We start from the raw sequence: 21319 nt of genomic DNA, 5'->3' as shown, positions 1-21319 counted from the left end.
GGTATATGGTACCGGCTTTTCTGGTCGAACCGGGCCCCCGTGCTGAGCACTCTGCCCGATGGGCGACACTGGGATCGCCGGTTACCGTGGCCGGAAGATGCGCCTAGCATCGACGAGTCCCCATCCGCTGCATCCGAGGATCCCCAGTGCGCTTTCGTCTGACCCCCAGGGAGACGAGCTTTTACGATATGTTCGCCGCGTCCGCGGACAACATCGTGACTGGCTCCAAGCTCCTGATGGAACTGCTCGGGGCGGACTCCTCCGCTCGTGCCGAGATCGCGGAGCGGATGAGGGCCGCGGAGCACGCGGGGGACGACGCCACACACGCGATCTTCCACCAGCTGAACTCCTCCTTCATCACGCCGTTCGACCGTGAGGACATCTACCGCCTGGCCTCGAACCTCGACGACATCATGGACTTCATGGAGGAGGCCGTCGACCTGGTCGTCCTCTACCAGGTCGACGAGCTGCCCAAGGGGGTCGAGCAGCAGATCGAGGTGCTGGCGCGGGCGGCCGAACTGACCGCCGAGGCGATGCCGAATCTGCGCACCATGACCAACCTCACCGAGTACTGGATCGAGGTCAACCGGCTGGAGAACCAGGCGGACCAGATCCACCGCAAGCTCCTGGCCCACCTCTTCAACGGTAAGTACGACGCCATAGAGGTGCTCAAGCTCAAGCAGATCGTCGATGTGCTGGAGGAAGCGGCCGACGCCTTCGAGCACGTGGCCAACACGGTCGAGACCATCGCCGTCAAGGAGTCCTGAGCCCGGGCATGGACACCTTCGCGCTTGTCGTGACCATCGCGGTCGCGCTCTTCTTCACCTATACCAACGGCTTCCACGACTCGGCCAACGCCATCGCGACCTCGGTCTCCACCCGGGCGCTGACCCCCAGGGCGGCGCTCGCGATGGCTGCCGTGATGAACCTCGCGGGTGCCTTCCTCGGCAGCGGTGTCGCCAAGACCGTCAGTGAGGGCCTGATCGCCACCCCCACCGGCGACCAAGGCATGATGATCTTGTTCGCTGGGCTGGTCGGCGCGATCACCTGGAACATGGTGACCTGGTACTACGGTCTGCCGTCCTCCTCCTCGCACGCGCTGTTCGGCGGGCTGGTCGGCGCGGCGCTGGCGGGGGCGAGCACGGTCCACTGGGATGGGGTGCTGGAGAAGGTCGTCATCCCGATGATCCTCTCTCCCATCGTCGGCCTGGTACTGGGCTACTTCGTGATGGTGATCATCCTCTGGCTGTTCCGTGGCGCGAACCCGCACAAGGCCAAGCGCGGCTTCCGGATAGCGCAGACCGTCTCGGCGGCGGGCATGGCGCTCGGCCACGGTCTCCAGGACGCCCAGAAGACCATGGGTGTAGTGGTGATGGCCCTGGTCATCGGGGGTGTCGAGGACGAAGGCGACGCGATTCCGGTGTGGGTGAAGATCTCCTGCGCCGCGATGCTGTCGCTCGGCACCTACGCGGGCGGCTGGCGCATCATGCGCACGCTGGGACGGCGGATCATCGAGCTGGACCCGCCGCAGGGGTTCGCGGCGGAGACCACGGCGGCCGGGGTCATGTACACAGCGTCGTTCATGTTCCAGGCACCCATCTCGACCACCCATGTGATCACCTCGGCGATCATGGGCGTGGGGGCGACCAAGCGGGTGAGCGCGGTCCGCTGGGGGGTCGCGAAGAACATCATCCTCGGCTGGTTCATCACCATGCCCGCGGCGGCCGGAGTCGCCGCGCTCAGCTACTGGATCGTCAACCTGGCCTTCGGCTGACCGCCGCAAGCGCTCCGGCCGACCGCCGTACGCGGATACACGAAGCGGATACACGAAGCAGATCCACGAAGCAGATCCACGAAGCAGATCCACGAAGCAGATCCACGAAGCAGACACACGAAAGCGGGCCCGCCCCCGGGAGCCAGGGGCGGGCCCTTCGTCTTGCGGTGGCACCGCCATGCAGCACCGCAGGACGTTCTGTCCTCGCCCACAGTGGGGCGAGGAGCCTGGTCAGCCGAAGCGGCCCGAGATGTAGTCCTCGGTCGCCTGCACCGACGGGTTGGAGAAGATCCGCTCGGTCTCGTCGATCTCGATGAGCTTGCCGGGCTGGCCGACGCCGGCCAGGTTGAAGAAGGCCGTACGGTCCGAGACGCGCGCCGCCTGCTGCATGTTGTGCGTCACGATGACGATCGTGAAGCGCTCCTTGAGCTCACCGATCAGGTCCTCGATGGCGAGCGTCGATATCGGGTCGAGCGCCGAGCAGGGCTCGTCCATCAGCAGCACATCGGGCTCGACCGCGATGGCGCGGGCGATGCACAGCCGCTGCTGCTGACCACCGGAGAGCCCGGCGCCCGGCTTGTTCAGCCGGTCCTTGACCTCGTTCCACAGGTTGGCGCCCTTGAGGGACTTCTCGACGACGGCCTCGAGCTCGCTCTTACGGTACGAGCCGTTGAGCTTCAGCCCGGCGGCGACGTTCTCGAAGATGGACATCGTCGGGAACGGGTTGGGGCGCTGGAAGACCATGCCGACCGTGCGCCGCACGGAGACCGGGTCCACGCCCGAGCCGTAGAGGTTCTCGTCGTCGAGCATCACCTTGCCCTCGACCCGGCCGCCGGGGGTGACCTCGTGCATCCGGTTGAGGGTGCGCAGGAAGGTCGACTTGCCACAGCCCGAGGGGCCGATGAAGGCGGTCACCGAGCGGGGCTCGACCGTCATCGAGATGTCCTCGATGGCTTTGTGGGTGCCGTAGTAGGCCGTAAGCCCGCTGACGTCGATGCGCTTGGCCATGTGAATCACTTCTCTTCTTCTTGGCCTCAGCGGCCGGACTTCGGGGCCTTCCAGCGGGCGATGCCGCGGGCCACCAGGTTCAGGATCATGACGAAGGCGATGAGCACGAGCGCCGCGGCCCAGGCCCGGTTGAAGGAGGCATCGTTGCCGAGCTGCCACTGCTCGTAGATGTAGTACGGCAGCGACGACTGGGCGCCTTCGAACGGGTTGTTGTTGATCCCGGCGGCACCGAAGACCAGCAGCACGATGGGGGCGGACTCGCCGGCGATACGGGCGACCGCGAGCATCACACCCGTGGTGATTCCGCCGATCGCGGTGGGCAGCACCACCTTGAGGATGGTGCGCCACTTGGGCACGCCGAGCGCGAGGGACGCCTCACGCAGCTCGTCCGGGACGAGCTTGAGCATTTCCTCGGTCGAGCGGACGACGATCGGCATCATCAGGATGGCCAGCGCCATGGCACCGGCGAAGCCCGAGTAGCTGAAGTCGAGAATGATGATCCAGAAGCTGAGGATGAACAGACCGGCGACGATCGAGGGGATACCCGTCATCACGTCGACGAAGAAGGTGACGGCCTTGGCGAGCCGGCCGCGGCCGTACTCCACCAGGTAGATGGCGGTCAGCAGGCCGATCGGAACGGCGATGAGCGTGGCGAGGCCGACCTGCTCCAGGGTGCCGATGATCGCGTGGTACGCGCCACCGCCGGGCAGGATCGTCTGCACACCCTCCATGGAGTGGCCCAGGAAGTAGCCGTCGAGCACGGTCCGGCCCCGGTCGATGGTCTCCCAGAGCAGGGAGAGCAGCGGGATGACGGCGAGCAGGAAGCAGACCCAGACCAGGCTGGTGGCCAGCCGGTCCCTGGCCTGCCGGCCTCCCTCGACCACGGCGCCGAGGATGTACGTGGCGATGATGAACACCAGGGCGGCGAACAGGCCCCACTGGAGCGGATTGCCCATTCCCAGGGCGGTGCCGATGCCCGCTCCCACCGCCGCCGAGCCGACGACCAGGGCGTACGGGGTCCACCGCGGCAGACGGGCCTGCTGGAGGCTCGAAGCGCGGTGCGAGCCTTTGCTAACGACTGCGTTACTCATGCCGTGCCCCTTACATTCGCTCCGCTGCGCCAGCAGCTGATGTGACTGTCGCCCGCGCGGCGCAGAGGTGCGGCTTTCGTCGTCTTCTGCGGCCCGGTGGCCGCGCGTGCGTCGCTCATGCCGCGGTCCCCGAGTACTCCTTGCGGCGGGCGATGATCATTCGCGCGGCGCCGTTCACCAGCAGGGTGATGACGAACAGCACGAGACCGGAGGCGATCAGCGCGTCGCGGCCGTCGTTACCGGCTTCCTTGAAGCGGCTGGCGATGTTCTGGGCGAAGGTGCCGCCGCCCGGGTCCAGCAGGCTGGTCTCGATCAGGAAGTTGGGGGACAGCACGGTGGCGACCGCCATGGTCTCGCCCAGCGCACGGCCCAGGCCCAGCATCGAGGCGCTGATGATGCCGGAGCGGCCGAAGGGGAGGACCGACATCCGGATGACCTCCCAGCGGGTCGCGCCGAGCGCCAGCGCCGCCTCCTCGTGCATCTTCGGGACCTGCCGGAACACCTCGCGGCTCACGCTGGTGACGATCGGCAGAATCATGATCGCCAGCAGGATGCCCACGGTGAACAGGGAGCGCGCGGCGCCGCCCTGGTAGCTGAGGATCCCGGTCCAGCCCAGGTAGTCGTCGAACCAGGTGTACAGCCCGGTCAGATGCGGGACCAGGAAGAGCGCGCCCCACAGGCCGTAGACGATGCTGGGGACCGCGGCGAGCAGGTCGATGACGTAGGCGACCGGAGTGGCCAGCCGGCGCGGGGCGTAGTGCGAGATGAACAGCGCGATGCCCACCGCGACCGGGACCGCGATGACCATGGCGATGATCGAGCTGACGACCGTGCCGTAGGCGAGGACGGCGATGCCGAACCGCATCGGCGAGGAGCCGGTGTTCCACTCGAAGTACGTGAGGAAGTTGGCCTCGTCCTTGGAGATCGCGATGACGGCGCGGTAGGTGAGGAAGGCCGCGATGGCCGCCATGATCACCAGCAGAGCGATACCGGAACCCCGCGAGAGGCCGAGGAAGATCTTGTCACCGGCGCGGCCGGTGGAGCGGGTCCTGACCTTGGGTGGAGACCCGGCGGCTGATGATGTGGGTTCTATATCCGTTTTCATGAGTTCTCCGGTCTGCGGAGCCTGATGCGGATGAGGCTCCTGGTGCGGCGGTGCACCGGACAATGCGGCTGACTCCGCCGCGGCGATTGCCGCGGCGGAGTCAGCCGCACTCGGGTCAGGAGAGGCTCTTGACGCTCTCGCGGACCTTGTTGGCGATCTCGGTCGGCAGCGGGGCGTAGCCCAGCTCCTTGAGGGAGGTCTGGCCGTCCTCGCTGGCGACGTAGGTCAGGAAGGACTTGGTCGCGGCGAGGGTGCTCGCCTTGTTGCCCTTGTCACAGGCGATCTCGTAGGTGACCAGGGTGATCGGGTAAGCGCCGTCCGCCTTGGTGTCGTACGCCAGGTCGAGGGCCAGGTCGCTGCCGGTGCCCTTGATCTTGGCCTCGGAGATGGCCTTGGAGGCGTTCTCGACGGTGGCCTGGACCGGGGCGGAGGCGCCGGTGTTCAGGTCGACGGTCTTGATGCTGTTCGCGGTCGCGTAGGACAGCTCGAAGTACGAGATGGCGCCCGAGACCTGCTTGACCTGCGAGGAGACACCGGAGGAGCCGTCGGCCGACTGGCCGCCCTCGCCCTCCCACGCCTTGCCCGGCTCGTGCGGCCACGCCTTCGGGGCGGCGGCCTTGAGGTACTTGGTGAAGTTGTCCGTGGTGCCCGACTCGTCGGAGCGGTGGAACGCCTGGATCTTGAGGCTCGGGAGCTTCGCGTCCTTGTTCAGCGCCTTGATCGCGGGGTCGTCCCACTTCTTGATCTCGGAGTTGAAGATCTTGCCGAGGACATCGGCGTTCAGCGTCAGCTTGTCGACGCCGGGCACGTTGAAGCCCACGGCGATCGGGCCACCGACCATCGGCAGGTCAATGGCCTTGCCGCCCTTGCAGATCTTCTCGGAGGACTTGACCTCTTCGGGCTTCAGCGCCGAGTCGGAGCCGGCGAAGGCGGTCTTGCCCTGCATGAACTCCTGGATGCCCGCGCCCGAGCCGGTGGCCTTGTAGTTGAGCTTGGTGTCCTTGCAGGCCTCGCCGTAGGTCTTGATCCACAGGTCCATGGCGTTCTTCTGCGCGGACGAGCCGGAGGCCAGCAGCTGCCCCTTGCCGTCGCATTTGATGTTGGAGGCGGCCTTGGAGCCGCCGCCGCCCGAGTCACTGTTGTCGTCGGAACCGCACGCCGTAAGGACAAGGACGCCGGAGACAGCAAGGGCACCGGCGGTGATGGCGCGAAGCCGGTTCTTGCGCTGAAGCTTCACTTTCAGGAGTTCCTTCCAGGAGCCGCCGGTTGGGGGACGGCGCGCGAGATTGGGTGGAGCGCACTTGGTGCGGCGTGCGCCGGAGCCGTACTCGGCTCACGCTCAGTAGGGCCGAAAGTAGGCAGATCAGGTGAAGCGGCCTGAGGGGGTGAGTTAACGGATGGTGAACCTCGGCCGTCAGTGTGGTGGCCATGTCACGGCCAGGTCACGGCCTGATCCCGAGCCGGGCGACGTCCTTGCGGAGGTCGCGCCGGGTCCGTCCGACACCTGTGCGACACCCGTCCGGTGAACCGGTTCGGGGTGGCTGCCGGCGTAACCACCGCGTGTCTCTGTCGAATTGCGGTACGGCATGTCACTATCCGTCCCTACGTGCCGGTACGTCAGGTCTGGCGCGCGAGAGGGACAGGAGCGCGCCCGGCCGGAACGGAACGAGAGGAGACCGCGGGTGAGGCGGGACGGGAGAGGGAGGGGTGTGAGCGTCGCCGCGGCCACCGCGCTGGTCTGTGCGCTGGGACTGTCGGCCGTGCCGGAGACGGCGTACGCCGCGCCCGGCGAGCCGGGACCGGCTCCGGGGCCGGGCGGCGGGGCGGATGGCGGCGCGACCGGAGGCCAGAGCCTGGAGGAGGTCCATCAGGAGGTCGACGGGCTCTACCGCAAGGCGGAGTCCGCCACGGACGCGTACAACCTGGCGCGGGAGAAACAGGCCCGTCAGGAGAAGGCCATCCTGAAGATCGCCCGAGCCGTGGTGAAGGCCCAGAAGGAGATGGCCGGGCTGCGCAAGCGGGCCGGGGCGATGGCCCGGGCGCAGTACCGGGGCGGCGGGATGCCGGCGGAGGCGCGGCTGCTCCTCAACGGCGATCCGGGCGAGTTCCTCGACGGTGTGACGCTCGCCCGCAAGGGTGAAAAGGCGACCCACGGCCTGATCGGCCGTCTGGAGCGCACCCAGGTGGCGCTCGACCGCTACGCCGACTCGGCATCCCTGGAGTGGGAGCGGCTGGACCGGAGCCGGGCGAAGAAGGCGGCGGCGAAGAAGGAGATCCTGCGCAAGCTGGCCCGGGCGCAGCGGCTGGAGTCGCGGCTGGCGAAGGACGAACGGGAGCGGCTGCGCCGGCTGGAGGAGGACAAGGCCCGTGGCGCGCAGGCGAAGTGGCTGGACACCGGGATACTGCGGGAGCTCGGCAGCGGCGCCACCGCGATGGGCGGGCGCGCGGTCGACTTCGCGCGGGCCCAGCTCGGCAAGAACTATGTGTGGGGCGCGGTGGGCCCGGACACCTATGACTGCTCGGGGCTGACCCAGCGGGCGTGGTCGGCGGCCGGCCGGGCGATCCCGCGGACCTCGCAGGAGCAGTGGAGGCTGCTGCCGAAGGTGAGCACGAAGGCCATGCGCCCGGGTGATCTGATCATCTACTTCAGGGACGCGAGCCATGTGGGGATGTACGTGGGCAGCGGCGCGATGATCCACGCCCCCCGCCCCGGCCGTCAGGTCACGGTCGCGGGCGCGGGCTCGATGCCCATCCTGGGTGTGGTCCGGCCGGACGCGAGGTAGTACGGACGCGGGGGAGTGCGGCGGGGCCCGGTCCGCTGGTGCGGGCCGGGGTCCGCCCGGTCGCCTCAGGCCGGCGGAAGCCCGTTCAGGACCGTCTCGAAGGCGTCGTACGCGCGCTGGTCGAAGAGGACGAAGCGGGCCTCGGTGACCGCGGCGTCCGCAGCGCGGACGGTGGTGAGCGCGATCCGGGCCGCGTCGTCCAGGGGCCAGCGGTAGGCGCCGGTGGAGACGGCCGGGAAGGCGACCGTACGGGCGCCCAGCTCATCGGCGACCCGCAGTGACTCCCGGTAGCAGGAGGCGAGCGTGGCCGAGCGGTCGTCGGTAGTGGAGAAGACCGGTCCGACCGTATGGATCACCCAGCGGGCGGGCAGTCGGCCGGCTGTCGTGGCGACCGCCTGTCCGGCCGGAAGGCCCTTGCCATAACGCGACGCACGCAGATCGCGGCATTCATCCAGAATGTCGGATCCGCCCCGTCGATGGATGGCTCCATCGACGCCACCCCCTCCCAACAGGGAGGAGTTGGCCGCGTTCACGACCGCGTCGACGCTCTGCTCCGTGATGTCCCCCAGCGCCAGCGTGATGTTCGTCATCCCGGGATTGTCTCCCGGGCCACCAAGTGCCGCATGACGTGCGGCATATGACAAAAGTCGGTGCCTGGAGGTCATTCCATGAAACGGCCGCCTAGCGCTAAGGTCGCCTGGCAATATCCGGTACCCGCGCTCTGGGGTCGCTGAAACCGACCAGTCGGTGTGCGTACCGGAATCCCACTGCGCTCCACCGGTCGGCGGTGCGCGCCCTCGGGGGGAGGGAAGGAATCGAGCGATGTCCGTACCCGTGCCGAGGCAACGGGAGGCACCGGCCCCGCAGGCCGGTCCCGCCGCCCTGCCCGACAACGGGCTCACCCTGCTGGTGATCGAGGACGATCCGTCCGGTGCCTTCAACGTTCCCGAGATGCTGGATACCGAGGGTAACCGAGTCCGTATCCGTACGGCGCGGAATCTCACCGAGGCCAGCCGGCTGCTCACCGACGGGGTGCAGTGCATCCTCCTGGCCCTCCCGGGCCCAGGCCGCGACGGCGCGGACTCGCTGGCCGCGCTGCACGAGGTGCTGCGGCTCGCGCCCTTGCACGCCGTCCTCGTCCTGACCGCGGAGGACGACGCCGAGCGCGCCGCCGAGGCGGTGCGGGTGGGCGCCCAGGACTTCCTCTTCCGCGGCGAGCTGGACGGCCGGATCCTCAGCCGCGCCATCCGCTACGCCGTCGAGCGCAAACGCTCCGACCTCGCCCAGCGCCAGCTCACCGAGTCGCGGCTGCGCGCCCAGGAGAACGCCCGGCTGGAGCGCGGACTGCTGCCCACCCCGCTGCTGGACGGCTCGGGGTTGCGGTTCGCCGCCCGCTACCGGCCCGGCCGCAGCCGGGCCCTGCTCGGCGGCGACTTCTACGACACCGTCCGCACCCCGGACGGCACGGTCCACGCGATGATCGGCGACGTCTGCGGCCACGGCCCGGACGAGGCCGCCCTCGGGGTGGAGCTGCGCATCGCCTGGCGCGCCCTGACCTTCGCCGGGCTCTGCGGCGATCAGCTACTCGGCACCCTTCAGCAAGTGCTGGAGAACGAACGCGCCGACGATGAGATCTTCGCCACACTGTGCACCGTCGACATCGCGCCGGACGGCCGCCGGGCCGGGGTCTGCCTGGCCGGGCACCCCTCACCACTGGCGATCCGCCCGAGCATGGCGCCCCGGCTGCTGCCCACCGACGAGAACGGCCCAGCGCTCGGCCTGCTGCCGAACGCCCGCTGGCCGCGCCGCGAGGTCGAGCTCGGCGGGGCATGGAGCCTGATGATGTATACCGACGGGCTGATCGAGGGTCGCGTCGGAGCAGGGGTGCAGCGGCTCGGCCAGGAGGGAATGGTCGAGATCGTCGCCCGTCAGGTCGCGGAGGGGCGGCGCGGCGAGGAGCTGCTGGACGCGACCGTCACCGAGGTGCGGTCGCTGAACGGCGGGGAGCTGACCGACGATCTGGCGGTGCTCCTGCTGGACCGCGGCTGATCGGCCGCGGCCCGTTCCGCTGTCTGCCGCCCGGCGCCCGGTGCCTGTCTCCCGCGCCGCTTGCAGGCCGTTCGGCCCGTCCTAGTGGCCGTTGAAGGGTCCGTAAGGGCCGTCGGAGCTGGAGCCGCGGCCGCGCGGCCAGCGGCGGCCACCGCCGGAGACCTGCCGCAGCGCGGGCCGGACGTCGACGATGTACACGATCGTCGCGATGAGCCCGATGATCGGCAAGAAGTCCAGGATTCCCATGAAGAAGTTCACCGCGGCGGCGAGGCCAAGGATGATCAGCCAGAACGCCTTGGTCTGCTTGTCCGCCGCCCGGTACGCGTCATCCCGGCGGATCGCCGAGTCGACGAAGGCGAAGAGGCTGAAGAGGAGCAGGGCCCAGGAGACCCAGTACATCAGCTTGCCGAAGCCTTCAACCAGCACGCCATCCACCGCCTAGAAGATATGTATGGGAAGCGTCTCTGCGGGCCACCGTACCCGCACACCGGGCCGGGCACGCAGGGCGTACCCGGCGTACCCGGCCCGGTCGTGGACGTGCGCTCGTCAGCCGGCCGACTTCGGCTCCGGCCGCTTGGCGGGGGTGGCGGGCTTGTTGCCGCGCGCCGGGGCCTTCTTGGCCTGGGAGGACGAAGAGGCCGCGGACGTCTGCGCGCCGGAGTGGCCCGACTGGCCGGAGTGACCCGACTGGCCCGAGTTGCTCGACGGGGCCGGGGTGGCCGGCTTGGCCGCCGACTTCGGCGCCTCCTTGGACGAGTCCATGGAGACCGACTGCGACGGAGCCTTCGACCCGGCCGCCGCGTGGCCGTCCCGCCCCTCGTGGGGCTCGATCGCACCGGCGATGTCGACGACCTCGTCGGCCGCGTCACCGCGCCAGGTCCGCACGACCTCCTGGCCGTGCTCGGCCACCTCGTCGTACCGCTCCCGCGCCTTCACGGCGAGCTCGGCGGCCCGGCCCACACCCTGCAGGGCGAGGTCCTGCGCCGTGTCGCGCAGCCGCTTGATGTCGGTGTCGAGCGAGCCCAGCACCTCGTTGAGCTTGCCCTGGGCCTCCTTGGCCTGCTGGGAGACCCGCTCCTGCACGACCTTGGGGTCGGTGTTGCGCACCGAGTTCAGGCGCTCCGGGGCCTCGGCGACGATCTTCTCGACGAGCGACGGCACCTCCTTGAGCTTCTGGGCGGCCAGATCGGCGGTGCCCGCCATGAAGTACAGCGGGGTCGGGTCGGTCAGGGTCTTGCGTACGTCGTCGGTGATGGCCATGGTGATGGTCCTCCCGGATCAGTTCGAGGGTGTGGCGACGTCGGCGCCGGTGCCGAAGGTGTCGGAGGGAGCGGAGATGTCGTCCGAGGCGGTCTGGAGCCCGTTCTCCTTGCGGAAGGACTCGTAGATCTGGAGCAGTACCTGCTTCTGCCGCTCGTTGATCGAGGGGTCGGCGAGTATCACGCTGCGCACCTCGGTCTCTTCGCGGTCCCGCTCGTCGAGGATCCCCGCCTGTACGTACAGGGTCTCGGCGGATATCCGCAGCGCCTTCGCCAGCTGCTGCAGGATCTCGGCGCTCGGCTTGCGCAGCCCGCGCTCGATCTGGCTGAGGTACGGATTGGACACCCCGGCCGCATCGGCCAGCTGCCGCAGTGACAGCTGCGCACTGCGCCGCTGCTCGCGCAGGAACTCGCCGAGGTTGCCGACGTTGAGTGATGCCATACCTCGATGCTGCAACAGGAGTGCTAACTATTGCAAGCATTTGCTTGCAATAGTGGCGCGTGTCATGGCGGGGCCGGGGCGGTACGGCCTCGGCGAAAAAAATCTGGTGGGGTCTGTCGATCCGGGCGGCGCCCGTTCGACGCAGGGGTGAGAGGAGGGGAAGCCCCCGGCCTCCGTCCCGAATCTCGCTTCGTCTGTCGAATGAGGAGTCACCATGCCGCGCTATCTGTCGATGATCCGCGTCGATGAGCAGAACGCCCCCGCCGAGGGCCCCAGCCCCGAGCTCATGGAGCGGATGGGTGCGCTGATCGAGGAGATGACCAAGGCCGGGGTCATGCTGGACACGGCCGGGCTCACCCCGACCTCCGAGGGCACCCGGGTCACCTGGTCCGGCGGGAAGATGAGCTGCACCGACGGCCCCTTCACCGAGAGCAAGGAGGTCATCGGCGGCTACTCCATCGTCGAGGCCAAGGACAAGGCCGAGGCCGTGGAGTGGGCCAAGCGGTTCCTGCGGACCCATGAGGAGTTCTGGACCATCACCGTCGAGGTCCGCGAGATCGTCGCGGGCTGAGTCGGCAGTGCTTGCTCCGTCCCCGTACGGCTGCTCTGATAGGGGCCGTGACGGCAGCAAGCCCGGCCGATGCGGCGAAAGCGGCTCAAGTAGACGAGACGGCTGAAACCACTGAAATCGCCGCAACGGTCGAAACGGTCTTCAGGATCGAGTCCGCGCGGATCATCGCAGGCGTCGCCCGCATCGTGCGGGACGTTGGGCTGGCCGAGGAACTCGCGCAGGACGCCCTGGTCACCGCGCTGGAGCGGTGGCCGGAGTCGGGAGTGCCGGACAATCCGGGCGCCTGGCTCATGGCCACCGCCAAGCACCGTGCGATCGATCTCGTACGCCGTAAGGAGACCTACGCACGCAAGCTGGCGGAGGTCGGCCGGGCCCTGGAGGACGTCTCACCGCCCGACCCGGCGGATCTCGCCCGCACCGCCGAGGACATCGACGACGATCTGCTGCGGCTGATCTTCACCGCCTGCCATCCCGTGCTGTCCACCCAGGCCCGGGTCGCGCTCACCCTGCGGCTGCTGGGCGGGCTGACGACGGAGGAGATCGCCCGCGCGTTCCTGGTCCCGGAGCCCACGGTCGCCCAGCGCATCGTCCGGGCCAAACGGACGCTCGCCCAGGCCGACGTCCCCTTCGAAGTGCCGTACGGCGACGACCGGACCGCCCGGCTCTCCTCGGTCCTGGAGGTCATCTACCTCGTCTTCAACGAGGGCTACTCCGCGACCACGGGCGACGATCTGGTGCGCCCGGCCCTGTGCGAGGACGCGCTGCGGCTGGCGCGGGTCCTGGCCGGGCTGCTGCCCCAGGAGCCCGAAGTCCACGGACTGGCCGCACTGCTGGAGTTCCAGTCCTCCCGTATCGCGGCGCGCACCGGCCCCGGCGGTGAGCCGGTGCTGCTCGCCGACCAGAACCGCACCAAGTGGAACCGCCTGCTCATCCGTCGGGGCGTCGAGGCCCTGCAGCGCGCGGGCCATGGCCCGTACTCCCTCCAGGCCGCCATCGCCGCCTGCCACGCAGGGGCGATCCGCTACGAGGACACTGACTGGACGGCCATCGCCGCCCTCTACGGCCGGCTGATGGCGCTGGCCCCGTCCCCGGTGGTGGAGCTCAACCGGGCGGTCGCCGTCGCGATGGCGGAAGGGCCCGCGGCCGGTCTGAAGCTGGTCGAGGCGCTGGCGGAGGAACCGGCCCTCAAGGACTACCACCTGCTGCCGAGCGTCCGCGGGGATCTGCTGGAGCGCCTGGGGCGGCATGAGGAGGCCCGGGCGGAGTTCGCCCGGGCGGCGGCCCTGACTCGTAACGCCCGTGAGCGGGCGCTGCTGCTGGAGCGGTCCTCGGGCTGATCCGATCTTGTGGTCGGGGCGAAAAGGTGCGCATGCTGCCCCATGAACTCATCCTCCGCATCCCCCTCATCTCCGTCCTTGTTCTCTCACTCCTCGTCACCGGCCGATCGGCTCGGTTTCGGCGCGATGCAGCTGCCGGGGCGGTGGGCCGGTCCCGCCGTCGAGCGTGCGACGGCCGTGGCGGTCGCACGGCGGGCCGTGGAGCTGGGCGCCCGTCATATCGACACCGCCGCCTTCTACTTCTCCGCCACCGAGCGGGCCAACGACATCCTGCGTGAGGCCCTGCATCCGTACCCCGAGGACGTCACCATCGCCACCAAGGTCGGGCCGCTGCGCACCGCGACCGGCGAGATGTACGCGGAGGCGCGGCCTGAGCAGCTGCGGGGTCTGGTCGAGGAGAACCTGCGGCAGCTCGGCGTCGACGCGCTCGACCTGGTCTACCTGCGGGTGGGGCGGCTCAAGGCGGTGGGCGGGGTGCCGCTCGGGGAGCGGTTCGCCGCGCTGGCCGCACTGCGGGAGGAAGGGCTGGTGCGGCGGCTCGGGGTGAGCAATGTGAGCGCTGAGCAGCTGGCCGAGGCCCGCGCGATCGCGCCCGTCGCGGCGGTGCAGAACCGGTTCGGGGTGCTCGATCAGGCCGATGGGGCGCTGGTGGACGAGTGCGCCGGGGCCGGGATCGCCTATATGCCGTTCTTCGCGCTGGGCGGCGGCCACACCGCCCTGGAGAGCGGGAACCTGCGTACGGTCGCGGAGCGGCACGGCGCGACCGCGCATCAGATCGCCCTCGCCTGGGGGCTCGCCCGCTCGCCCGCGATCATCCAGATCCCCGGCACCAGCTCACTGGCCCACCTTGAGGAGAACATGGCGGCGGCGCGGATCGCCCTCGACGAGGACGACCTGGCGCTGCTGGAGCCGGTGGCGGATTGACGCCGGGCCGGGCGGACCGGCGCCGGGCTGGGCGGACCGGCGCCGGGCTGGGCGGGCTGACGCCGGGCCGGGCGGGCAGAGGCCGGGCCGGGCCGGGGCCTGGGCGCGGCGCCGTTGTCGTACCCCCGTGGTCGAATGGACGGCAACGCGGGCGCAGGGTGTGCTGACGGCGGGAGGCGGCGGATGTCCGGTGGGGCGAGCGGGGTGCGGGTGCGGCTCGAGCCGTGGGAGGACAGCGCGTCCTGCCTCGAGCTGCTGCGTGGCGTCAACAGTCCGGAGATGACGAGCCACCTGGGCGGACCGGAGAGCGAGGAGCAGATCCTGGTCCGCCATCGGCGGTATGCGGAGCTGACGGGGCCGGGCGCCGGGCGGATGTACCGGATCGTGCTGGTGCCGGAGGAGGAGTCGGTCGGCAGCATCGGGTACTGGGAGCGGGAGTGGCGGGGCGAGTCGGTGTACGAGACCGGCTGGGCCGTGCTGCCGCCGTTCCAGGGGCGGGGGATCGCCGCCGCGGCCGCGGGGGAGGTCGCCCGGGCGGCCGCGGCACAGCGGACCCATCGGTATCTGCACGCGTATCCGTCCGTCGGCCACCCCGCGTCGAACGGGGTGTGCCGTAAGGCCGGGTTCGCCCTGGTCGGCGAGTACGAGGTCGAGTACCCGCTGGGGACGATGATGCGGTGCAACGACTGGCGGCTGGCGTTGAGCTTGCCCTCCTAGTCGCTCAAGGCGCCCTGGGCGCGCGGGGCATGGGGCCATGCGTAGTGCACGGAGAGACCGGTCCGGCCCGGCAGGACATCGGGCCGGAGCACCAGGCGCTCGTCGTAGTCTCCGCCGTTCTGCCGGCGGAACGGGATCGGCTCCTCTGTCGGCAGCGCTGCCAGCCGCTTCCGCAGCCCGGCGGCATGGGCGTCGTACGCCTCGTCCGGTACCCGGTCCGCGCCGTAGACCACATGTGGTGGCAGCACGGACATCCCGCTGTACCAGAAGGTGCCGTGGTGCAGCGGGAAGAGCAGATCGCCGATGTCGCCGTTGACGCCCCGCGGCCCCATCGTGTCCTCGGGCGCCCCCGCGGTCAGGACCACCATGGCGCGCTTACCGGCCAGTTTGCCGTCCCCGTAGCGCAGGGTGCGTCCGTCCGGCCCCCTGACCCCGTAGGCGAAACCCTTGACGAAGACGCGGTCGAACCAACCCTTGAGGATGGCGGGCATGCCGTACCACCAGAGCGGGAACTGCACGATCAGCGCGTCGGCCCAGGCGATCTTCTCCTGTTCGGCGCGGATGTCCTCGCTCAGCGTCCCCGCGTCGTAGGCGCGCCGCGAGGCGGCCCCGACGATGAGGCGTTCGCTCGCGTCATGGCGGAAGTCAGCACCGTCGACCACGGGGTTCCAGCGCATCGCGTAGAGATCGGACAGCCGGTGGTCATGGCCCGCCTCCCGCAGGGCGCGCAGACCTTCGTCGCGCAACGCGCCGCTGAGGGACCGCTGTTCGGGGTGGGCGAAAATCCACAGCACATTCATGACCACCATGCTGGGAAACGGGCCCCGGGCCGACGAGTGGCCGAATGGCCAGGATGTGCAAATATCTGGCCAGGCCCTGACGGTCAGGGGCCGGCGGCAGATGCGGCGCGGGTGCGGGGCTCCAGGGCCCAGACGGTCAGCTCCGCGCGCTGACCAGCGCCTCCACCCCGTCGAGAATCCGCTCCAGGCCGAAGACGAACTCGTCGTCCGGGCCGCCCGGTGCGCCGAACTCCCCCGTCCGCAGCGCCGCCGTCACCGCGGGGAAGCGCTCGGCGTCGGTCACCCTCTCCAGCAGCCGGGCCCAGGCCGCCATCGAGGTTTCGAGGCTGTCTCCGGTGCGTCGGTTGGCTGCCTGGAGGTCGGTGGTCAGCCGTGCCTCGTTGCGGACGAAGCCGCTGACCAGCATCAGTACGGAGACCTTCTCGCCCTCGCTGAGGCTGGTGCGGTGGAGGCAGGCCAGTCCGCGCTCCATCCAGGCCACCGAGTTGGGTGTCGAGGGCGGGGTGCTGATCGGGATGCGCACCACCCAGGGGTGACGGGCGAGGGCGGTGCGCAGCCCCCAGGCCCAGTCGGTGAACCCGGCCCGCCAGTCCTCCGCCGGGTCGCCGGGCGGCGGTGGCCCGTAGGCCGCGTCCTCCATCAGCACCAGCAGTTCGTCCTTGGCCGAGACATAGCGGTACAGGGACATCGTGGAGACACCGAGTTCGGCCGCGACCCGGCTCATGGAGACCGCGCCGAGGCCGTCCGCCGAGGCGATCCCGACGGCGGCGTCGACGATCCGGCCCAGGGTCAGCCCGGGGCGGGGCCCCTTGCCCGGGCGTTCCCGCAGCCCCCAGGCGGCCTCGATGCTCGCCGGCAGGCCGGTGCCGTTCTCCTCGGTGGCCATGCCTCGGGACCTCCATGCGTGCGTGTGCTCATGTCCGCTCGGTTGACCGCCATCCTAGAGATGTGTATACCCTACGCAGTAGAGTGTATGCCATACGCAGAAGAGGAAACGGGGGAACCATGGCCCATCAACCAGCCGCCATTGAGGCAAGTGGCCTCGAGAAGTCCTACGGGGCGGTGAAGGTGCTCAGGGGCGTCGATCTGTCGGTCGCACGCGGCAGCGTCTTCGCGCTGCTCGGCCCGAACGGGGCGGGCAAGACCACGACCGTGCGGATCCTGTCCACGCTGACACCGCCGGACGCCGGGCGGGCCCGCGTCGCGGGCTTCGACGTCATCACCGACCGCCGCCGCGTCCGCCGCGCCATCAGCCTCACCGGTCAGTACGCCGCGGTGGACGAGATGCAGACCGGCGAGGAGAACCTGCTGATGATGGGGCGGCTGACCCGGCTCGGCCGCACCGAGGCCCGCGGCCGCGCACGGGAACTGCTGGAGCGCTTCGACCTCACCGGCGCCGCCCGCCGCACCGTGGGCACCTACTCCGGCGGGATGCGCCGCCGGCTCGACCTCGCCGCGGGCCTGGTCGGCCACCCCGAGGTGATCTTCCTCGACGAGCCGACCACCGGACTCGACCCGCGCAGCCGGCAGGCCATGTGGGACGTGGTCAAGGGGCTGGTGACGGACGGGGTGACGGTCTTCCTCACCACCCAGTACCTGGACGAGGCCGACCAACTCGCCGACCGCATCGCCGTGGTGGACGGCGGCCGGGTGGTGGCCGAGGGCACCTCGGCCGAACTCAAGGAGCGCGTCGCCGGGCGGCGGCTGGACCTGGTGTTCTGCGACGTCGCCGGGTACGAGAGGGCCGCGCGCCAACTGGGCGTACGGCTCGTATGGAGCGACGCCGACCGGTTGACGCTGGGCGTCGCGACGGACGGCAGCGCCGCCCAAGTGCGGGCCCTGCTCGACGAGATCGACCCCGAGCGCCGCGCCGTGGACCGCTTCACCGTGCACAGCGCCACACTCGACGACGCCTTCATGGCCCTGACCGGCCACACCGCGGAGGGCGAGAGCCGTACCGCCACGGGCGAGAGCACCGCCGAGGGAGCGAAGGAGGCGGCCGGTGTCTGACGCGATCGTTCTGACCGGCCGCGCGACCCGGCTGACCAGGCGCAATCTCGACGCGGTCGTCACCGCCATGCTGCTGCCGATCATGCTGATGCTGGTCTTCGTCTACTTCTTCGGCGGCGCCATCCACACCGGCACCGAGTACGTCACCTATGTCGTCCCCGGGGTGATGCTGCTGTGCGCGGGCTTCGGCTCGGCCAACACGGCGGTCACCGTCACCCATGACATGACCGGCGGCATCATCGATCGCTTCCGGTCGCTGGACATCGGCGGCACCCCGATCCTGGCGGGCCATGTGGCCGCGAGCGTGCTGCGCAACGCGGTCGCGACCGCGATCGTCTTCGGGGTGGCCTTCCTCATCGGCTTCCGGCCGGACGCCGGTCCGCTCGACTGGCTGGCCGTGGCGGGCATCCTGCTGATGTTCATCCTCGCGATCTCCTGGCTGTCGGCCTGCTTCGGCCTGATCGCCAGGTCACCGGAGGCGGCGGGCGGGTTCACGTTCCTGATGATGTTCCTGCCGTATCCCAGCAGCGCGTTCGTGCCGATCGACACCATGCCGGGCTGGCTGCACGGGTTCGCGGAGCACCAGCCGGTGACCCCGGTCATCGAGGCGCTGCGGGCGCTGCTGCTGGACCGGCCGGTCGGTGACAGTGCCTGGCAGGCCCTGGTGTGGTGCGGCGGAATCCTGGCGGTGGCGGCCGGGGCGTCGGGGGTGCTCTTCCGTCGCCGCACCGCCTGAGCCACGGCCCGGCGGCGCCGCGACGGGGGTCGGCGCCGCCGGTGCCGTCAGGTGCCGTACGGGTGGGTGGTGCGGGCGGTGCGCAGGGCCCGTGCCCACCAGGCGAGCTGGTTGAGCATCGCCCCGGCGGCGGTGTCCGGACCCTCGGAGTCCTTCAGCCGGCCGTCCTCCTCGAAGAGCCCGTGCGCGTTGTGGAAGCTGACCGTGTCCCGGACGGTCACGGCGTGGACCTCGGCGAACACCGGCCGCAGATGCTCGACCGCGCGCAGGCCCCCGGAGATGCCGCCGTAGGAGACGAAGCCGATCGGCTTGGCCTGCCACTGGGTGAAGTGCCAGTCGATCGCGTTCTTCAGGGAGGCGGGGTAGCTGTGGTTGTACTCGGGCGTGACCACGGCGAACGCGTCGGCCGCGTCCAGCCGGGGCGTCACGGCCTCCAGGGCCGCGAGGTCATCGGGGCCGGGCCGGTGGGTGAGGTCCATGGGTAGCGGGGTCTCGGCAAGGTCGATGACATCGACGGTCATATCGGAGCGGAGCGTCGCATGGCCGGCGAACCATTCCGCGACCTTCGGCGCGAAGCGGCCGTCGCGGGTGCTGCCGACGATGACGGCGAGCCGGATGGGGGAGTCGGTGTCGGTAGGGGCTGCGGCCGTGGATACGGCGGTGTCAGTAGCCATGGGAAGAGCCTCGGACTTAAACAAAGGTTGAAGTCAAGCTACCCTCGGCCCTATGACGCAATTGACCTGGAAGACCCATGAGCTCACGGTCGGCGAGCTCTCGCAGCGGAGCGGAGTGCCCGCCTCCGCGCTGCGCTTCTATGAGCGCGAGGGGTTGATCCACAGCCGCCGCACCTCCGGCAATCAGCGCCGCTACACCCGCGATACGCTCCGCCGGGTCGCCTTCGTCCGTTCCTCGCAGCGCGTCGGCATCCCGCTGGGGAGAATCCGGGAGGTGCTCGCGCTCTTCCCCGAGGACCACGTCCTCACCAAGGACGACTGGGCCCGGATCTCGGAATGCTGGCACGCGGACATCACCGAGCGCATCGAACAGCTGGAGAACCTCCGCGACCACCTCACCGACTGCATCGGCTGCGGCTGTCTGTCGATCGACAAATGCGCGCTGGCCAACCCGTACGACAGGCTCGGTGAGCAGGGCGCGGGCGCGCGCCGACTGCTCAAGTCCTGCTGCTGAGCGCCGACCGCCCAGCGCCGACCGCCCAGCGCCGACCGCCCAGCGCCGACCGCCCAGCGCCGGTCGGGCGGGCGCCGGCCACCGGGCCCGGACGCTCCCCGCAACCTCAGAAGCCATCGGGGCACCAAGGGCGTCGCGGCGTCCGGAGCAGCCGGTCCGCCAGGGCGGCGGCGCCCGGGCGCTCCTCGGCTATCCGGCCCAGCGAGGCGAGCCGGACCGCCGACTCGTCGCCCAGCCACAGGGTGCCCAACTCGCCGATGTCCATGGTCAGATCGGCCGGGCGGCCCGTGGTCGCACACGCCGCGCCGTCGGGGCCCGCCTCCAGGAAATAGCGGCCACCGGCCAGCCCGGCGCCGTCGTGCAGCTCGAGCACCAGCGAGCCCTCGACCGGGTACGTACGGGTCTCCAGAAGCTGGGGCACATCCAGCGGGCGCAGCCACAGCCAGTCGGCGTGCTGGGTGACCTGGGCGGCGCGGGGGTCGCCGAGCAGCAGCGGAAGCAGATCGTCCGGGGCGCGCCGGCCGGTGTTGACCCGGGTCACCCAGTCGACCGAGAGCAGGAAGTGCCACAGCGCCCGCTCGGCGGCCGGGGTGACTCCGGTCAGCTCGAGCACGGTGGCCGTGTTGTGCGGCCGCTTGTTGCCCTCCCAGCGGTCGTCCGCCGTATAGGCGAGCAGTCCGTCCACCGAGCCGTCGGGGGAGCGGTAGAGGACATAGAACGGCTCGGTCCAGGGGCGGTTGGGGAACCGCCGCTGACCGGTGCTGATCCGCCACCAGCTGTCCGGGCGGTCGATGACGCCGTGCTGCTGGGTGCGCAGCCGCTCATGCAGTGCGGGGCCCAGCTTCCGCACCTCGTCGGCGTCGGCGAAGTCGACCCGGCCGCCGTCCACCGGAGCCGAATGGCGCGGGTCGAGACCGGCGCGGGGAACGTCCACCTGCCATTCGGTGATCCAGGTGCCCGGGCCGAAGCCGTACCGCCCATAGATCGGGTATTCGGCCGCGATCAGGGTGGCCACCGCGTCGCCCCGCTCCTTGGCGGCGCGCAGATCGTGCTCCATCATCCGGCTGAGCAGCCCCCGGCGGCGGTGGGTGGGCGACACCGCGACATTGCTGACCGCGTCGGCGGGCACGTCCGCCCCGCCGACCGCCGTCAGCCGCTGCGCGAAGCTGCGGAAGGTGGCGACGCAGCGGTCCCCGTCGAAGACCCCCTGCGTACGGGACAGATCTATCTGCTCCCGCCGCAGCTCCACCTCCTCCTTCGGCGCCTCCGGCGGACGCAGAAAGCCGGTGTTGAGCGCGACGGTCCAGCTGGTCAGATCGGAATCGGAGAGCGAGGTGCGGAGTTCGACGGCCATGCGCACACGCTAGGCGTCCGCCGCCACCGGCCGCACGCCGATTTCCCCAGCCTGTGGACCAGGTCCTTTCATCACACCGCACCCTGTGGACCGCTCTGCGAGCACCTGGTGGACGGCTCCCCCGAGCACCCCGCGAACGGCTCCCCGAGCACCCTCCGAGCACCCCGCCGA

General features: G+C 70.2%; 23 protein-coding genes. 11 read left to right on the top strand and 12 right to left on the bottom strand.

The window, feature by feature from the left end:
- Positions 1-146 precede the first annotated feature (146 nt).
- Together J5X86_RS42055 and J5X86_RS42050 are read left to right on the top strand one after the other, a co-directional pair.
- A complete protein-coding gene (locus J5X86_RS42055; protein ID WP_208521899.1) occupies positions 147-767 on the top strand; it encodes a DUF47 domain-containing protein in 621 nt (206 codons plus the stop codon).
- Positions 768-775: 8 nt separating this feature from the next.
- On the top strand, positions 776-1774 hold the full coding sequence (locus tag J5X86_RS42050; RefSeq protein ID WP_208521898.1) for an inorganic phosphate transporter: 999 nt from the start codon (positions 776-778) through the stop codon (positions 1772-1774).
- Between the two features lie 231 nt (positions 1775-2005).
- Here J5X86_RS42050 and pstB read toward each other — a convergent pair whose 3' ends face one another.
- The 4 genes from pstB to pstS all read right to left on the bottom strand — a co-directional run bounded on the left by pstB (position 2006) and on the right by pstS (position 6215).
- Positions 2006-2782, bottom strand: coding sequence for a phosphate ABC transporter ATP-binding protein PstB (gene pstB / locus J5X86_RS42045; protein WP_093463590.1), 777 nt, complete (start codon positions 2780-2782; stop codon positions 2006-2008).
- A 26-nt stretch (positions 2783-2808) separates the two neighbouring features.
- Positions 2809-3873, bottom strand: a complete 1065-nt coding sequence (pstA, locus tag J5X86_RS42040) for a phosphate ABC transporter permease PstA (RefSeq protein WP_208521897.1) — start codon at positions 3871-3873, stop codon at positions 2809-2811.
- A 115-nt stretch (positions 3874-3988) separates the two neighbouring features.
- Positions 3989-4978 carry a phosphate ABC transporter permease subunit PstC gene (gene pstC, locus J5X86_RS42035; protein ID WP_208521896.1) on the bottom strand — a complete coding sequence of 330 codons (990 nt, stop codon included), beginning with the start codon at positions 4976-4978 and terminating at the stop codon, positions 3989-3991.
- Positions 4979-5093: 115 nt separating this feature from the next.
- Entirely contained in the window at positions 5094-6215 is a 1122-nt protein-coding gene (pstS, locus tag J5X86_RS42030) for a phosphate ABC transporter substrate-binding protein PstS (protein WP_208521895.1), read from the bottom strand.
- A gap of 445 nt (positions 6216-6660) precedes the next feature.
- Here pstS and J5X86_RS42025 point away from each other — a divergent pair, with 445 nt between their 5' ends.
- Positions 6661-7761, top strand: coding sequence for a C40 family peptidase (locus J5X86_RS42025; RefSeq protein ID WP_208521894.1), 1101 nt, complete (start codon positions 6661-6663; stop codon positions 7759-7761).
- A gap of 65 nt (positions 7762-7826) precedes the next feature.
- Here J5X86_RS42025 and J5X86_RS42020 read toward each other — a convergent pair whose 3' ends face one another.
- Positions 7827-8351 (bottom strand): O-acetyl-ADP-ribose deacetylase, encoded by a 525-nt coding sequence (locus J5X86_RS42020; RefSeq protein ID WP_208521893.1) that lies wholly within the window; start codon positions 8349-8351, stop codon positions 7827-7829.
- Between the two features lie 232 nt (positions 8352-8583).
- Here J5X86_RS42020 and J5X86_RS42015 point away from each other — a divergent pair, with 232 nt between their 5' ends.
- A complete protein-coding gene (locus J5X86_RS42015; protein ID WP_014053905.1) occupies positions 8584-9810 on the top strand; it encodes a PP2C family protein-serine/threonine phosphatase in 1227 nt (408 codons plus the stop codon).
- An 81-nt stretch (positions 9811-9891) separates the two neighbouring features.
- On the opposite strand, the gene J5X86_RS42010 is transcribed toward J5X86_RS42015, so the two are convergent.
- The 3 genes from J5X86_RS42010 to J5X86_RS42000 all read right to left on the bottom strand — a co-directional run bounded on the left by J5X86_RS42010 (position 9892) and on the right by J5X86_RS42000 (position 11511).
- A complete protein-coding gene (locus tag J5X86_RS42010) occupies positions 9892-10236 on the bottom strand; it encodes a DUF2516 family protein (protein ID WP_237299075.1) in 345 nt (114 codons plus the stop codon).
- Between the two features lie 120 nt (positions 10237-10356).
- Positions 10357-11070: a hypothetical protein gene (locus J5X86_RS42005; protein ID WP_208521892.1), complete on the bottom strand. Its 714-nt coding sequence runs from the start codon at positions 11068-11070 to the stop codon at positions 10357-10359.
- Positions 11071-11088: 18 nt separating this feature from the next.
- Complete coding sequence (locus tag J5X86_RS42000) at positions 11089-11511, bottom strand: helix-turn-helix transcriptional regulator (protein ID WP_208521891.1); 423 nt, start codon at positions 11509-11511, stop codon at positions 11089-11091.
- 214 nt (positions 11512-11725) lie between these two features.
- On the opposite strand from J5X86_RS42000, the gene J5X86_RS41995 reads away from it, so the two are divergent.
- The 4 genes from J5X86_RS41995 to J5X86_RS41980 all read left to right on the top strand — a co-directional run bounded on the left by J5X86_RS41995 (position 11726) and on the right by J5X86_RS41980 (position 15060).
- Positions 11726-12082, top strand: a complete 357-nt coding sequence (locus tag J5X86_RS41995) for a YciI family protein (protein ID WP_208521890.1) — start codon at positions 11726-11728, stop codon at positions 12080-12082.
- Between the two features lie 116 nt (positions 12083-12198).
- Entirely contained in the window at positions 12199-13419 is a 1221-nt protein-coding gene (locus tag J5X86_RS41990; protein ID WP_208521915.1) for an RNA polymerase sigma factor, read from the top strand.
- 42 nt (positions 13420-13461) lie between these two features.
- A complete protein-coding gene (locus J5X86_RS41985) occupies positions 13462-14343 on the top strand; it encodes an aldo/keto reductase (RefSeq protein ID WP_208521889.1) in 882 nt (293 codons plus the stop codon).
- Positions 14344-14526: 183 nt separating this feature from the next.
- On the top strand, positions 14527-15060 hold the full coding sequence (locus tag J5X86_RS41980; protein WP_208521888.1) for a GNAT family N-acetyltransferase: 534 nt from the start codon (positions 14527-14529) through the stop codon (positions 15058-15060).
- Here the strand turns inward: J5X86_RS41980 and J5X86_RS41975 are convergent.
- Both J5X86_RS41975 and J5X86_RS41970 read right to left on the bottom strand, forming a co-directional pair.
- A complete protein-coding gene (locus tag J5X86_RS41975; protein WP_208521887.1) occupies positions 15057-15860 on the bottom strand; it encodes an NAD(P)H-dependent oxidoreductase in 804 nt (267 codons plus the stop codon). The two genes, J5X86_RS41980 and J5X86_RS41975, sit on opposite strands and share 4 nt — an antisense overlap.
- 136 nt (positions 15861-15996) lie before the next feature.
- Complete coding sequence (locus J5X86_RS41970; protein ID WP_208521886.1) at positions 15997-16746, bottom strand: TetR/AcrR family transcriptional regulator; 750 nt, start codon at positions 16744-16746, stop codon at positions 15997-15999.
- Positions 16747-16865: 119 nt separating this feature from the next.
- Here J5X86_RS41970 and J5X86_RS41965 point away from each other — a divergent pair, with 119 nt between their 5' ends.
- Both J5X86_RS41965 and J5X86_RS41960 read left to right on the top strand, forming a co-directional pair.
- Entirely contained in the window at positions 16866-17870 is a 1005-nt protein-coding gene (locus J5X86_RS41965; protein ID WP_208521885.1) for an ATP-binding cassette domain-containing protein, read from the top strand.
- Positions 17863-18606 (top strand): ABC transporter permease, encoded by a 744-nt coding sequence (locus J5X86_RS41960; protein ID WP_208521884.1) that lies wholly within the window; start codon positions 17863-17865, stop codon positions 18604-18606. Before J5X86_RS41965 ends, J5X86_RS41960 begins: the two co-directional genes overlap by 8 nt.
- Positions 18607-18653: 47 nt before the next feature.
- Here the strand turns inward: J5X86_RS41960 and J5X86_RS41955 are convergent, their stop codons facing one another.
- On the bottom strand, positions 18654-19280 hold the full coding sequence (locus tag J5X86_RS41955; protein ID WP_208521883.1) for an NADPH-dependent FMN reductase: 627 nt from the start codon (positions 19278-19280) through the stop codon (positions 18654-18656).
- Positions 19281-19332: 52 nt separating this feature from the next.
- On the opposite strand from J5X86_RS41955, the gene soxR reads away from it, so the two are divergent.
- Positions 19333-19794, top strand: coding sequence for a redox-sensitive transcriptional activator SoxR (gene soxR / locus J5X86_RS41950; protein WP_208521882.1), 462 nt, complete (start codon positions 19333-19335; stop codon positions 19792-19794).
- 106 nt (positions 19795-19900) lie between these two features.
- Here the strand turns inward: soxR and J5X86_RS41945 are convergent, their stop codons facing one another.
- Positions 19901-21148, bottom strand: coding sequence for a GNAT family N-acetyltransferase (locus tag J5X86_RS41945; RefSeq protein ID WP_208521881.1), 1248 nt, complete (start codon positions 21146-21148; stop codon positions 19901-19903).
- Positions 21149-21319 lie beyond the last annotated feature (171 nt).

Source organism: Streptomyces sp. NEAU-YJ-81, from assembly GCF_017592595.1.
GTDB classification, from domain to species: domain Bacteria; phylum Actinomycetota; class Actinomycetes; order Streptomycetales; family Streptomycetaceae; genus Streptomyces; species Streptomyces hygroscopicus_B.
This window is presented reverse-complemented; position numbering and strand designations above follow the sequence as displayed.

Bases quoted from the DNA above. Each gene is read 5' to 3' on its own strand.
- J5X86_RS41955 (WP_208521883.1), bottom strand. From the start codon at position 19,280: ATGGCTACTGACACCGCCGTATCCACGGCCGCAGCCCCTACCGACACC.
- J5X86_RS41985 (WP_208521889.1), top strand. From the start codon at position 13,462: ATGAACTCATCCTCCGCATCCCCCTCATCTCCGTCCTTGTTCTCTCAC.
- pstB (WP_093463590.1), bottom strand. From the start codon at position 2,782: ATGGCCAAGCGCATCGACGTCAGCGGGCTTACGGCCTACTACGGCACC.
- J5X86_RS42020 (WP_208521893.1), bottom strand. From the start codon at position 8,351: ATGACGAACATCACGCTGGCGCTGGGGGACATCACGGAGCAGAGCGTC.
- J5X86_RS41980 (WP_208521888.1), top strand. From the start codon at position 14,527: ATGTCCGGTGGGGCGAGCGGGGTGCGGGTGCGGCTCGAGCCGTGGGAG.
- J5X86_RS41965 (WP_208521885.1), top strand. From the start codon at position 16,866: ATGGCCCATCAACCAGCCGCCATTGAGGCAAGTGGCCTCGAGAAGTCC.
- J5X86_RS42005 (WP_208521892.1), bottom strand. From the start codon at position 11,070: ATGGCCATCACCGACGACGTACGCAAGACCCTGACCGACCCGACCCCG.
- pstA (WP_208521897.1), bottom strand. From the start codon at position 3,873: ATGAGTAACGCAGTCGTTAGCAAAGGCTCGCACCGCGCTTCGAGCCTC.
- J5X86_RS41995 (WP_208521890.1), top strand. From the start codon at position 11,726: ATGCCGCGCTATCTGTCGATGATCCGCGTCGATGAGCAGAACGCCCCC.
- J5X86_RS42000 (WP_208521891.1), bottom strand. From the start codon at position 11,511: ATGGCATCACTCAACGTCGGCAACCTCGGCGAGTTCCTGCGCGAGCAG.
- J5X86_RS41970 (WP_208521886.1), bottom strand. From the start codon at position 16,746: ATGGCCACCGAGGAGAACGGCACCGGCCTGCCGGCGAGCATCGAGGCC.
- J5X86_RS42050 (WP_208521898.1), top strand. From the start codon at position 776: ATGGACACCTTCGCGCTTGTCGTGACCATCGCGGTCGCGCTCTTCTTC.
- pstC (WP_208521896.1), bottom strand. From the start codon at position 4,978: ATGAAAACGGATATAGAACCCACATCATCAGCCGCCGGGTCTCCACCC.
- soxR (WP_208521882.1), top strand. From the start codon at position 19,333: ATGACGCAATTGACCTGGAAGACCCATGAGCTCACGGTCGGCGAGCTC.
- J5X86_RS42015 (WP_014053905.1), top strand. From the start codon at position 8,584: ATGTCCGTACCCGTGCCGAGGCAACGGGAGGCACCGGCCCCGCAGGCC.
- J5X86_RS41945 (WP_208521881.1), bottom strand. From the start codon at position 21,148: ATGGCCGTCGAACTCCGCACCTCGCTCTCCGATTCCGATCTGACCAGC.
- J5X86_RS41975 (WP_208521887.1), bottom strand. From the start codon at position 15,860: ATGAATGTGCTGTGGATTTTCGCCCACCCCGAACAGCGGTCCCTCAGC.